The organism is Metabacillus sp. GQ13 (assembly GCF_059758525.1).
In genome coordinates, this window is record NZ_JCAXET010000029.1 from 24,041 (window position 1) to 36,014 (window position 11,974).

At 35.6% G+C, this 11,974-nt stretch carries 14 protein-coding genes; 4 read left to right on the forward strand and 10 right to left on the reverse strand.

Going from position 1 to position 11,974, the window contains the following annotated elements:
* Nucleotides 1–482: 482 nt before the first annotated feature.
* On the reverse strand, nt 483–1,079 hold the full coding sequence (locus AC6CHR_RS23865) for a DUF2441 domain-containing protein (RefSeq protein ID WP_498251646.1): 597 nt from the start codon (nt 1,077–1,079) through the stop codon (nt 483–485).
* A gap of 303 nt (nt 1,080–1,382) precedes the next feature.
* On the opposite strand from AC6CHR_RS23865, the gene AC6CHR_RS23870 reads away from it, so the two are divergent.
* Both AC6CHR_RS23870 and AC6CHR_RS23875 read left to right on the forward strand, forming a co-directional pair.
* On the forward strand, nt 1,383–1,613 hold the full coding sequence (locus AC6CHR_RS23870; RefSeq protein WP_498251647.1) for a GyrI-like domain-containing protein: 231 nt from the start codon (nt 1,383–1,385) through the stop codon (nt 1,611–1,613).
* 327 nt (nt 1,614–1,940) lie between these two features.
* Nucleotides 1,941–2,384, forward strand: a complete 444-nt coding sequence (locus tag AC6CHR_RS23875) for a hypothetical protein (RefSeq protein WP_498251648.1) — start codon at nt 1,941–1,943, stop codon at nt 2,382–2,384.
* Between the two features lie 278 nt (nt 2,385–2,662).
* On the opposite strand, the gene AC6CHR_RS23880 is transcribed toward AC6CHR_RS23875, so the two are convergent.
* The 3 genes from AC6CHR_RS23880 to AC6CHR_RS23890 all read right to left on the reverse strand — a co-directional run bounded on the left by AC6CHR_RS23880 (nt 2,663) and on the right by AC6CHR_RS23890 (nt 4,075).
* Nucleotides 2,663–2,935, reverse strand: coding sequence for a hypothetical protein (locus AC6CHR_RS23880; RefSeq protein WP_498251649.1), 273 nt, complete (start codon nt 2,933–2,935; stop codon nt 2,663–2,665).
* Between the two features lie 130 nt (nt 2,936–3,065).
* Nucleotides 3,066–3,485, reverse strand: a complete 420-nt coding sequence (locus tag AC6CHR_RS23885) for a hypothetical protein (RefSeq protein WP_498251650.1) — start codon at nt 3,483–3,485, stop codon at nt 3,066–3,068.
* A 212-nt stretch (nt 3,486–3,697) separates the two neighbouring features.
* Entirely contained in the window at nt 3,698–4,075 is a 378-nt protein-coding gene (locus AC6CHR_RS23890) for a MerR family transcriptional regulator (protein WP_498251651.1), read from the reverse strand.
* 176 nt (nt 4,076–4,251) lie between these two features.
* Here AC6CHR_RS23890 and AC6CHR_RS23895 point away from each other — a divergent pair, with 176 nt between their 5' ends.
* Nucleotides 4,252–5,091, forward strand: coding sequence for an SDR family oxidoreductase (locus AC6CHR_RS23895; protein ID WP_498251652.1), 840 nt, complete (start codon nt 4,252–4,254; stop codon nt 5,089–5,091).
* Nucleotides 5,092–5,129: 38 nt separating this feature from the next.
* Here AC6CHR_RS23895 and AC6CHR_RS23900 read toward each other — a convergent pair whose 3' ends face one another.
* The 6 genes from AC6CHR_RS23900 to nikA form a co-directional block, all read right to left on the reverse strand.
* The gene (locus AC6CHR_RS23900) at nt 5,130–5,390 is read right to left on the reverse strand and encodes a hypothetical protein (protein WP_498251653.1); all 261 of its coding nucleotides are present in this window, start codon (nt 5,388–5,390) and stop codon (nt 5,130–5,132) included.
* A gap of 237 nt (nt 5,391–5,627) precedes the next feature.
* Nucleotides 5,628–6,389: an ABC transporter ATP-binding protein gene (locus AC6CHR_RS23905; RefSeq protein WP_498251655.1), complete on the reverse strand. Its 762-nt coding sequence runs from the start codon at nt 6,387–6,389 to the stop codon at nt 5,628–5,630.
* On the reverse strand, nt 6,386–7,186 hold the full coding sequence (locus AC6CHR_RS23910; protein WP_498251656.1) for an ATP-binding cassette domain-containing protein: 801 nt from the start codon (nt 7,184–7,186) through the stop codon (nt 6,386–6,388). The genes AC6CHR_RS23905 and AC6CHR_RS23910 overlap by 4 nt, the downstream gene beginning before the upstream one ends.
* Complete coding sequence (gene nikC / locus AC6CHR_RS23915) at nt 7,183–8,031, reverse strand: nickel transporter permease (protein WP_498251658.1); 849 nt, start codon at nt 8,029–8,031, stop codon at nt 7,183–7,185. Before nikC ends, AC6CHR_RS23910 begins: the two co-directional genes overlap by 4 nt.
* Nucleotides 8,031–8,975: a nickel ABC transporter permease gene (gene nikB / locus AC6CHR_RS23920; protein WP_498251659.1), complete on the reverse strand. Its 945-nt coding sequence runs from the start codon at nt 8,973–8,975 to the stop codon at nt 8,031–8,033. Before nikB ends, nikC begins: the two co-directional genes overlap by 1 nt.
* On the reverse strand, nt 8,976–10,469 hold the full coding sequence (nikA, locus tag AC6CHR_RS23925; protein WP_498251664.1) for a nickel ABC transporter substrate-binding protein: 1,494 nt from the start codon (nt 10,467–10,469) through the stop codon (nt 8,976–8,978).
* A gap of 335 nt (nt 10,470–10,804) precedes the next feature.
* On the opposite strand from nikA, the gene AC6CHR_RS23930 reads away from it, so the two are divergent.
* The gene (locus tag AC6CHR_RS23930; protein WP_498251660.1) at nt 10,805–11,809 is read left to right on the forward strand and encodes a DUF3231 family protein; all 1,005 of its coding nucleotides are present in this window, start codon (nt 10,805–10,807) and stop codon (nt 11,807–11,809) included.
* Nucleotides 11,810–11,974 lie beyond the last annotated feature (165 nt).

An 11,974-nucleotide genomic window follows, 5' to 3' on the forward strand; every position in this document is an offset into this window, starting at 1 on the left:
CCCCCTATTTTTAATCCATTGGAAATAATATTCCCAGGGGTGGTAAAAATTATCTATTGAACCATCCGAATAATCCATCAACAAAAAGGGCTATTCTATATGAGAGCCCTTTTTTAATCCTCTAATAACATCTTTGATTAAGAACCGATTGCTTCTTTGACTAATCTGCCACGTTACTTGAATAACAAAAGTCCATTACTGTTGTTCCAGTAATGGACCCGTTGGTAGTAGTAACAAATCCCTTTTTTTAAATACTTTATTCATTTTTGTCTTTCTTCCACTTATAAGGTATTTTTGACCAATTATAAAATAACAAGAACAAGAACATTATTAAACATACCCCTATATTATCAATCCATTTAACCTCGTTGTTTGCTAGTAATTGCCAAATAGTTGATACAACAAGAAATATTAATGGAAGTCTGATGCTTTCCTTAAACATATTGTCACCTACCTAGGTTCAAGATAATTTACTAGCTTGCCTATAGAATTGAGAAATCATCAATAATTTCTACTACTTCAATTTTTCCGCTTATCAAAATCTCAGAAAGGTCGCTTTTTACATTACCCTTCCAATATTCTCTAGATTGTGCAATTTTTCGAGAGAAAGGAACCCCATCTTCCTTTGGTAAAAGCTTTCCATCACCCTCAAAGGTATTCCCAATAACTCGAAGTTTAACAATCTGCAAAACTTTTCGATTGTAAGAATCAAATAATCTTTTCCATTTCAAAGCGTCTTCATAACTTGTAGTAGCGTATAAACAAGACAATCTTGAAGGATATTCAGGAAATTCTTGTAGTCTAACCATTTCTACTATTACTTCTCTAATTGCTCTGGTTGTCTGGTCTGCATACTTAATGGCTACATCGGCATTTTCTTTATCCAACTTCAAGCCTTCATTTGTATAATGACCTTGTAAAATCTGAATAAAGTCTTCTCCTTTAGAATTCAATTGTTCCCTCTCAAAAAAGAAGCGATATAAGGCATTTTTTTGGTTCTTGTCAAAGTTTATTATCTGCCCAAGACTCATTTTTTTCCTAGTAACAATGTGATAAACATACAATTCGTCCTCATTCATAGTCTACCTCCTATTGGACTTTATCTTAATAATTCTACAACTTGTAGGGATTTTATAGCTTTTGGAGTAAAGTTATAAATAGCAAATTCAAAAGGATGTATACCTCCTCCTGTATATCTCCCATTCACAACTCCTCTAATCAATAAATTCCATCTAATCCAAAAATATCCTCTAATTGAAGAAGCAAAGGCTTTACACCTTATTGGAGTAAAGTTCCTGTTCTTATTATAAAATTATATTGATTACCAAATAATAACAAAATTAAAAAACTTTATCGTGTCGCCTATATGCAACAAGATCCATATGGGAATGCAAATACTGAAGTTTGGGGAGAAGTTAAAAAAATGGTCTAAGGAGAAAAAACTTCTTGGATCAACTACTACTCTACTCGTAGTTCAGCAAGATAACCCTGAAACAACACTACCGGAAAATTGTAGAATTGACGCCTGTATTGTGATTTCAGAAGATGATCAAATAGATGATTTAATCAGCGAAAGTGAACTTTCTGGTGGAAAATACAGGTATATGAAGTAAAACATACAACAGAAGACATTCAAAATGCACATGCTACTATTTTTTCATCTATACAAAACAATGGATATCAAATTGAAAACAAACCAATTTTCGAAAGATACATTGTGATATGAATAATAAAGATAAATGGTAGCTGGTACTAAACTCTTTATTAGCTGGTATAACAAAACATATATGTTTCTATTCCAAAGGTAAATTAAATAGCAGTAACAACAAAATGAATATTAAAGGTTATTACAGGTGAAAATACTAATTGATTATAATAGCATAGCAGATATGGTTACATATCTAGGGGGTTTTACAATGAAAGAAAAATGAAAAATGTATATGTTGCTTATTATGCCTTGGTTATCTGTCATAAAGCTTGGTAAATTTTCATTCATTCGGTACTTGCCTACTATTATTTTTAGTGACTTGGTTATTGCCTTAATAAGTGAGTTATCTCGGGAGTTAAAATGGTGGAAAGTAAAAAATCCTATTTTTCCGAAATTAGCGACAGATGTATCATTTGTATTTGGTCCTTTTACTATCCTAAACCTTTGGATCTTTAAATTAACGTACAAAAGATTCTGGCTATATCTTTTGAGTAATATTATTGCTGACTACTTATTTGCTTACCCATTAACAACCTTAGCAGAAAAACTAGGCGTATATAAAATGGTGAAAATGAGCCGCAAGCAACTTTTCCTTCTAAGTGTTGTAGTAGCAATTATTAATTACTTGTATCAATTCTTAATTGTTGAACCACTAAGAAAAGAAAAATCATATTGAAAGAATCTGCTCCTTATCTAGAAGGATTATAAAAAACGTCCAATTCTTATTAAGCATTGTTTTCTAGTTTAGATAAAATAGGCAAACACCCCCACTAGAATGTTATCACTAAAACAACTGGGGTTCTTTTTTCGTATTGTTGGAATTGAATTTTGCATCTTGAATAACACTGTTAATCTCTCTCCTTTTTTCAAAAAATGAATGAGCTGAGTCTACTTTAGTATTGTCTATTTCCTTGCATTACAGAAGTTATTTTCATAGCAGTTGAAGATAAATCCTTATGGTTCTCCACCGAAAATTGCCACAATCAAGTATCCAATAGACATAAAAATAAAGAAACTAATAGTCATAATGGCATTTGAAATGATTCCAAATTTGCTTTTTCCGAATATTCCAAATGCCATACCTAGTGGATTTATAATAAAAGTCAATAACCAGTAACCATATCCATAATTAAAGATAATGTTAGGTATCCAGACCAATATCCCTATTATGAAACAGATTAGTGAAAGGTTGAAGTATATATTCCTTGGAGTTATTTTTGTATCCATTAGTATCACTCCTAATAATAGTTGTCTTTTATATCTAACTTTTATTAAATGAACCTGCCACTTTAGTCGAATTTAAAAAAGCGACCTTCTTTATTGAAGTATCGCACCCGTTAGCTGAAGTGGTTCTAAATTAATTACCTGATATTGTACCGAACGAGACTTCTTCACCATTACTAATAGCCTTAAGATTCTCATATTTCTTATCTAAATTAATCTTATATAAAATTTTATGATTTAATGACTGATTTGAATAATCAACGGTTTCAGCAGTATTGTATAAAATGCTTAAGGTCTTACCATTTTCTTCAACATTAAAATCAGTAAAATGCATAGCTTTTTCACCTTGTTTTACGTTTGAACCATTCAAATATACATAAATAGATTTTTGATTAACGAAGTAAAGATGTACCCCATTCTCATTCTTAACATCGTCAATATACGATTGAATATCTTTATTAACACCTTCCTTGCTTACTTCTGAAAAAGATAATTCTGAACTACATCCAGATAACAAAAAGATAATTACAGGTAATGATAATAACTTCCTCATCACAACACACACCTAACATTTTCTATTAATCCATTTTATTCTACCACAAAAGTACTTTTAAAATTATATTTCTTGTTGAACTAAATGCCACTTAAGTTGAAGAACAATAAAGAAAAAAGACTGCCGTAGCAACCTGAACACGGGTTTGTGAGGTGTTTTTGGTCAACCTCAAGTTTGATCATTTTTCTGCTATGTTCTCTATTCATTACTTTTTATGGAAGCTTGTCTATTTCCTTTTCTTGTACTTCATAGAGGGCCATCTTGTAGTTGATTTTTTCTAATGTTTTCATAAGTTTGTTGATATGTTCTGTGACTTTTTCCTTTTGATTGGACATTAATTTCTTTCGCCTTCCTAAAGTGCTGTCCCCACCCTGGTAAAGCTCTACATACTCTTTAATTTCTTTTAATGGTAAACCGGTAGAACGTAAAACCTGAACACATTCAATCCATTCAATATCATCCTGGCTATATATGCGAACACCATTTTTATCCCTTTTTATATGAGGAAGCACCCCTTCTTTCTCATAAAAACGCAGTGTGTAGGGAGTAACTCCCGTTTTCTGTGAAACTACTTTTACTGTAAAAGGCATATTTTCCACCCCTCTCAACCTTATAGTTACTATAAGGTCATTGTACAATATTTCTATATAATAGTTCCATTTCCAATCAATAATCGGCTTGAATTGTGCAAAACCATTTTGATTTGACTTAGAGAATACTCTAACCCTTAAACTATAACAGTAAGTAAAAAAGGAGACGATAATACATGATTAATAATCTAGTATGGTTTATCACTGGTGCTTCCAAAGGAATGGGTCTTACATTAACAAAGAAACTGTTAGGAAAAGGATTTAAGGTAGCTGCCACATCGAGAAATCTAGAATTGTTAAAGGAGAAAGTAGGAGAAGGTGAAGATTTTCTACCTATCAAATTAAATGTAGGCGATGAAGAAGATGTGAAGCAGGCAATTGCACAAACAATAAACCAATTTGGACAATTGGATGTTGTAGTGAATAATGCGGGCTATGGCCAAATCGGATTTTTTGAAGAGATTTCAGATGAAAAAGTAAGACAAAATTTTGAAGTCAATGTTTTTGGAACGTTTAATGTGGTACGTCAAGCCCTGCCACATTTGCGTAAACGGAAATATGGAAGGATAGTAAATTTCTCTTCAACTGCAGGATTTTACGGATTCGGAGGAAGTTCAATTTACGCCGCATCAAAATTTGCAGTAGATGGATTCAGCGAATCTTTATCTCAAGATGTAGAGCCATTTGGGATCCGAGTTATTGCTGTAAAGCCCGGTTATTTCCGCACCAATTTCTTATCCGAAGAATCAATAGGGATTAAACCAGACATTCTCATTGATGATTATCAACAAGCAAGGGAAGCACAAATTACAGCTATTCAGCAGTACGACAGGAACCAGCCAGGTGACCCTGAAAAAGGAATGGAGGTTTTGATTGAGGCAGTACAATCAGAAAATCCCCCTTTACATTTATTTCTAGGGAAAGACGCATATGAGGTTGCAGAGCAGAAAATTTTAAATGTCCAAAGAGATTTAAACGAATGGAGAATTGATGGAACCTCTACAGACTTCGACTAAAATAATTATGTAAGAAATGAAAAGGTGATAATAATGATTCAATCAAGGAGACTTGGGAACGAAGCATTATATGTATTAGCAATTGGACTAGGCATTAGCTGCGATTGAATGGGTCTCCCCAAAAGGGGTAGCTGCTGGACACCGTTTTTATAAAAATACAAACTTTCGTGATCTACCTTTAATGGAATAGATAAAATTAATAAGTAGGAACTTGCATCTAGTCGGTTAGACACTACTGATTGCAGGTTCTTATTTTTTGTTACTTTTTCTTTCGAAAATAGAAAATTCTCTTTAGCCAAAAATTTCTAAAGGGATAAAACGATGCAACTTTTTTATAAACAGTTGAACTTTGTTTTATACGGTTAAGCATTGCATCCTTTACTTGTTCACACATAAGGATACATAAAGGTTTTTCCATCATCTCATTTCGCTTTTTAGTAGTACGTCCATTCATATATCCTGGGTGGATCCTTCATGATATAGATAGAAATTAAAAACTTCTCCGAGGTTGGGATTGTTATTCACTGTCGACTTATCTAAAAAATGGAGATAAGCTCTTTTGTATAAGGATGGCGTTCCTCCTCAAATAATTGATTGTGGTGGAATTGATCGACAAGCTTCCCTTCCTTCATCACCATGATTCGTTGACTCATTTGTTTTACAGCAGCAAGATCATGTGAAATAAACAAGTATGAGAGATTTAACGTTTTGCGAAGCTCTGTCAACAAAGTAAGCACTTCCCCTTGTGAGATAACGTCAAGGCTTGCTGTCGGCTCATCTAGAACAATCAGCTCTGGTTCAATACTAATAGCACGAGCAATCGTTACACGTTGCCGCTGTCCACCACTTAATTCATGAGGATATTGATTTGCCAAACTCGACGGTAGCTTAACAGCTTCTAGTAACTGCTTTACAAAGGCTTTCTTTGAGGTATAAGAAAAGTAACCAAGATTAAGTTGATTTCTATACTGCGCATAAGGGTCAATCAGTGAATCCTTTATTTTAAGTTTTGGATTTAAAGCTGCTAAAGGATTTTGAAACACGATTTGAATCTTTTTACGGTAAGAGTGTAGCTGGCGTTCATTAAGTTGTTCAATTGCGTGATTCATAAAGTAGATCGAGCCACTGTCAATAGCTTCAATCCGTAGCAAGCAGCGAGCCAATGTGCTTTTACCACAGCCACTTTCACCGACAAGGCCCAGACATTCACCCTTGTTCAGTTCAAATGAGAGGTTATCTACTACTGCATTTATTGCTTGATATGATTTTGTCAGTTGGTTAACTGTAAGCAGATTCATCTGTTTTCTACCTCCTTTAAACCCGATGGAAGACCGTGTCCTAATTTGGGTGTAGCTTGTATTAACTGCTTTGTATATTCATGCTGGGGATGGTCAAGTATACGATGTTTTCCACCTGACTCAACAATTTCCCCTTCCTTCATAACAGCTAAACGGGTTGCATAACGTCTAACATGACGCCAATCATGAGTAATGAATAAAATCGAACAACCTGTTTCTTTTTGCCGTTTTGCAAGCAATTCTAAAATCCTGTGCCCTGAGACACTGTCTAGTGCCGTGGTTATTTCATCTGCGATTAATAAGTCAGGTGACAGTAGAAGTGCCAATGCAATCGAAACTCGCTGAAGTTGTCCCCCACTTAACTGAAACGGGTATCGATTGTACAAAGTTTCATCTAACCCCACTGATTCAAGTGCATCCATGGCCTTTATCCTCCGAGTTTTTGCGGCGAGAATTCCGTGGGCTTTCTGATATTCTTCAAAATGCTGACCAATTGTTCTAAACGGTGTAAAGGAGCCCTGATAATCTTGAAAAATATAGGACAATTTTTGACCACGAATTGTTCTTACTTGTTTTGGTGACAACGTTAGCAAATCTTGCCCTCTAAAGAGAACATTTCCCTCTACCTTCAGATTAGATGGAAGCATTTGTCCAATTGCCTGGGAGAGTAGGCTTTTGCCGCTACCGCTTTGCCCTACTAGTGCATACCACTCTCCTTCATGAATAGAAAGTGACACGTTATCAACGATTTTCTTATCTTTACTGCTAATCGATACTTGTTCAATCGAAAGAATCATTTCATCACCTCTTTTTTCACATCGAAATGATCACGTAAATAATCACCCAGCATATTCGTTAACAGTACAACAACTACAATAGCTAAGCCAGGATATATCATTAATTCAGGGGTTGACTGAAAATGGGGACGAGAGTCATTTAGCATTGCGCCCCATTCAGGGATTGGCGGCTGTGCACCAAGTCCAATGTATGACAAGGCAGAAATAAGCAATATAATTTTTCCAAGATCAAGACTTGCCAGTACGAGCACATTTCCCAAAATATGAGGTAATAAATGCTTACTCATGATTTTACTTGAAGATAATCCATTGATACGGGCAATGAGTACATAATCTTTTTGAGATTCTGATAAAACCGTGCTGCGAACCAGACGGGCATAACTAACCCATTTGACAATCACAATAGCAAGCACAAGATTGCCAATGCCCGGTCCAAGTAAACCACTCAGGACAATTGCAACAATAGTATCTGGGAAAGCTAAAAAACCATCGGCAATTCGCATAAATATCCGATCAACCAACCCCCCTTTATATCCTGAAATAAGACCAAAAGGTATTCCAATGATTAGAGTAACGAACAACGCCAGCAAGCTATACCCGATTGTCTGCTGACCTCCAAGTAAGATCCTAGTCAGTACGTCCCGACCGAGATGATCTGTCCCAAGTGGATGTTGAAGACTCATTCCCTTGAGGCGTTCATCGAGATTTGTTAATGTTGGGTCATGCCGTAAATATAAAAAAGTATATATGGAGATTGCGAGAACAAGAACTATGAATATTAGCACAATCATAACTTGCCAACGATAATTTTTCTCCTTTGGCAAACGCATAGAGAAATCTTCCATCAGTTGCTCTCCCTTTCTTTAAGTTTCATTTCAGGATTTAAATATCGATAAGATAGATCAACACATGTATTTACAATAAAAACAATGAGAGCCATGATTAAAATATATCCTTGTATTAAAGGGTAATCACGTTGACGTATTGCATCAACTACAAGTTTTCCTATACCTGGATATGCAAAGATAACTTCTATCACCACAACACCGCCAAACAAACTTCCTAAACTGACTCCAAAAACAGTAATAACAGGAGGGAGACTGTGTCGAAATGCATGCACTAGAAAGATTCGTCTTTCTGAAAGGCCACGAGCTCTCGCCGCACGTATAAATTCTTGATTAAGTGAATCAAGCAGGCTGGAGCGAAGCAAACGGACATATACACTAGAAATCGCTAACCCTAGAGTGATCGATGGTAAAATCAATGAAACAAATCCATCTCTCCCCATTGTTGGAAACCAATTGAATCGCACACCAAATAAATCAATAAAAATAAGACCAAGCCAAAAGCTTGGTATTGCTGCACCAATAATCGACAGGACTCTGCTTATCTGATCAATCCAGCTATTTCGGTAAAGGGCAGATAAGGACCCTAGTGGAATTGATATCGCCAACATAACAATCATCGCACCGACTGCTAATTCAGTTGTGGCAGGAAGCCCGGTTAGGATCATGTCCATCACAGGTTGCCCAGTAACATAGGATTGGCCAAAATCAAGTTGAATAAAATTAAGGAGCCAAAGCCCGTATTGGACGAGTAACGGCTTGTTGAACCCCATATCTTCTCTTAGTGCTTCCACCTGTACCTGACTAACTGATAGTTCATCAACATTCAAAATAGTCAAGACAGGATCTCCAGGTGCAAGCCGAATAAACAAAAAACTTACAAATGTAATAAACAGCGTAAAAAACAAAACCTCGAGAAATTTACGTACAAGAATTTGAAGCATTTACTTCACATCCAATTGATTTGTAATCATGTAATATTCACTACGAGTCGTCAGCCAATTTATCACTTTTTTCTCGTTATATGCAACGATTGTTGAAGGATGTAAGACAAATGAATTGATTACATGTTCATTTACATAATCAGCCGCCTGCTCTGCAAGTACAGCGCGATCTTCTTGACTGACAGTTTGATTGAGCTTGTCTATGATAGCGGTCAGTTCTGGTTCACTAGCTCCACTAAAATTAAGGGCTCCAGTTGGGTGGTAGGTTGCATTTAAATAATACCCTGCATCCCCGCGTGGTGCAGTCAAATTACTATAGGTAGCTAAATCCCAATCACGGTTGGATGCCATATATTCCTCAGGTGTATCTATTTGTCTAATTTTAACATCGATACCGATTTGTTTAGCGTCTGATTGAAAAACCTGAGCAATCAATGGCAAGTCTGCCCTTGCTGAATAAGTTAACAGTGTGAACTCAAGAGGTTTCCCATCCTTTTGCATTTTTCCGTCTTGGAGCGTATAGCCCGCTTCCTCTAAATACTCAACAGCGATATCATCGCCCACTGAATGCTCTTCATAACTTGGTGCAAATGGCAGTGATGGCAAAAATGGTCCTTTAGCAGCGTCAGCATGCCCAAGCAGTATCTTTTCAACAATTTGCTCGCGGTCAATCAATGCATCTACAGCTCGGCGTACATGAACATCCTGTAAACTTTTACGCTCCATGTTCATTGTTAGTTGATGTACACGGAAAGTCGCAGTAGACTCAACTTTAATCTCGGCGTTCTCTTGTAAATTTTCTAGGCTTTCTACTTCTGGACGATAGACGATATCGACCTGTCCAGACTTTAATGCAAGTGTACGGGCATTTGCATCCTCATTAAAAGAGAATGTCACTGAATCAAGATTTGAAGCTCCATCCCAATAATCAGCATTGCGTTCGAGCTCAAGCTTGCTCCCAGGTGTGAATGACTTCAGTGAAAATGGTCCTGTACCAATTGGTTTATTAACAATATCCTCTTCTGTAACGTCAATGATCGATACATTTGGGTTAACTAATTCTGAAATAAACTCTGGAAAAGGTTCAGTTGTTGAAATACGAAGTAAATAACCTTCTGCCTCAATTTTATCGATTTTTAATGCATTTTGTATCGCAACACTTTTTTTAAGTGCTCGCTCAAGAGAGATTTTAACTGCGTCAGCATCCATCTGTTTCCCATTTTGGAATGTAACATCTTCACGAAGTTTAATCGTCCAATGTTGTCCATCCTCTCCTTCCCAGCTTTCAGCTAACCATGGTTCAACGCTTAAATTTTCCTCATCCAGCCGAATTAATGTTTCTGTTATTCCAGCTCTTAAAGGAACATAACTTGAATCTACATGAGGATCAAGGGAATTAGTAGAAAAATTATATAGAAAATGAATGTGCTTATCTTCTCCTTGTTTCCTACTTGTCGACGAGTTCGCACATGCACTTAACAAGCTAATACATATCAACAAGATGCCTATTTTAAAGAAGTGACTTTTTATGTATTCATGAAAACCTTTATAATTCAAATTTCTGACCGTACTATTTATAGTTGTTATCAAAGTTACTCCCCCATAACTCGAAATCATTACGATTTATATATTATCGTAATGATTCCTATTTGACAAGTATAAATATTTTCAGAGATTATCTCATCCATTATTCTACGAAACTTAGGAATTAAAGTAATTCACAAATATTTGATGTTTATTTTTAAAAAGAACCCACTGAAAATTTTTATTCATAAAATGATTTCATCATGGTTACACTAAAAAAAAAAAAACTAGGAGGATTCAACAGGATGACTTCGAGTCAAGCGCCTATCACATCATCAGAACTAGCTAATTTGTGGATGGCTTATCAAGAAAAAACCATGATCCTCAGAATATTGGAGCATTTTATAGAGCACGCTGGTGATGAAGAAAAACAACTGTTACTATCGCATTATAATCGTGCTTCCAAAATCGTAGAGACGATTACAAGTATTTTTCAACAAGAAGGGGCAGTAATTCCCATTGGATTTACAGAAAGCGATGTACATAAAGGAGTTCCAAAGTTGTATGATTACATGTACGATATCATGTATTTACATCTAATGACTAAAGTTGAAATGAGCCTTTATGCACTTTTTACAGGCATGTCCTATAGAAAAGATATTGAAGATTTTTTTATAGGTTTAACAGCAGAATCCCAAGCGATGAACAGCCAATCAACTCAATTCCTTTTAGATAAAGGGGTACTAGCACGTCCCACTTTTGTATCAATGCCAAAAGAGGTTAATTTTGTACAGGATAAAAATTATATGGATGGGTTTACTTTGTTTAGTGAAACGAGATCTCTAAATACGGTTGAAGTTTCTCTTATCCATCATGCCATTGAAACAAACCTTGTAGGTATGCAATTAATGATTGGATTTGCTCAAGTTGCAACTGATAAAGAGGTGCAAAACTATCTTTCCAAAGGAATGAAGTTGTCAAAAAAAATTGAAATTGATTTAGGTGAATTTTTACGCCAAAGTTATATTGAACCTCCAGCTACTCATGCTGGTAAAGCAACTACATCAAAAACCGCACCATTTTCTGATAAATTGATGATGTACAACACCAGTTTGTTAGCTTCATTTGGACTCGGAAGCAATGCATTAGGTGGTGCATTTAGTTTACGAAGTGACTTGCCAACAAAAATGGTCTTGCATGCAAAGGATATTTTCACTTTCGCTCAAGAAGGTGGAAAGCTTATGATCAAAAAGGGCTGGATGGAAGAACCTCCACAGATAGAGGATCGAAATCAATTGACAAAAGGATGAGTATAAAAAACCACCACATTATTAATAAGATAAACCATTCTTTTTATTATTCCAGAAGTTCAACTTGCTATTTCCAACATTCTACCTTTAATACTATTTGTACACCATACGTTCTTAGTTTACATAATCAAATGTAATCGGTACTGAAAAAGGATCTTCAATTGA

Bases quoted from the DNA above. Each gene is read 5' to 3' on its own strand.
- nikB (WP_498251659.1), bottom strand. From the start codon at position 8,975: ATGCTTCAAATTCTTGTACGTAAATTTCTCGAGGTTTTGTTTTTTACG.
- AC6CHR_RS23930 (WP_498251660.1), top strand. From the start codon at position 10,805: ATGACTTCGAGTCAAGCGCCTATCACATCATCAGAACTAGCTAATTTG.
- AC6CHR_RS23870 (WP_498251647.1), top strand. From the start codon at position 1,383: ATGGGAATGCAAATACTGAAGTTTGGGGAGAAGTTAAAAAAATGGTCT.
- AC6CHR_RS23895 (WP_498251652.1), top strand. From the start codon at position 4,252: ATGATTAATAATCTAGTATGGTTTATCACTGGTGCTTCCAAAGGAATG.
- AC6CHR_RS23910 (WP_498251656.1), bottom strand. From the start codon at position 7,186: ATGATTCTTTCGATTGAACAAGTATCGATTAGCAGTAAAGATAAGAAA.
- AC6CHR_RS23890 (WP_498251651.1), bottom strand. From the start codon at position 4,075: ATGCCTTTTACAGTAAAAGTAGTTTCACAGAAAACGGGAGTTACTCCC.
- AC6CHR_RS23875 (WP_498251648.1), top strand. From the start codon at position 1,941: ATGTTGCTTATTATGCCTTGGTTATCTGTCATAAAGCTTGGTAAATTT.
- AC6CHR_RS23865 (WP_498251646.1), bottom strand. From the start codon at position 1,079: ATGAATGAGGACGAATTGTATGTTTATCACATTGTTACTAGGAAAAAA.
- nikC (WP_498251658.1), bottom strand. From the start codon at position 8,031: ATGGAAGATTTCTCTATGCGTTTGCCAAAGGAGAAAAATTATCGTTGG.
- AC6CHR_RS23905 (WP_498251655.1), bottom strand. From the start codon at position 6,389: ATGAATCTGCTTACAGTTAACCAACTGACAAAATCATATCAAGCAATA.
- AC6CHR_RS23885 (WP_498251650.1), bottom strand. From the start codon at position 3,485: ATGAGGAAGTTATTATCATTACCTGTAATTATCTTTTTGTTATCTGGA.
- AC6CHR_RS23880 (WP_498251649.1), bottom strand. From the start codon at position 2,935: ATGGATACAAAAATAACTCCAAGGAATATATACTTCAACCTTTCACTA.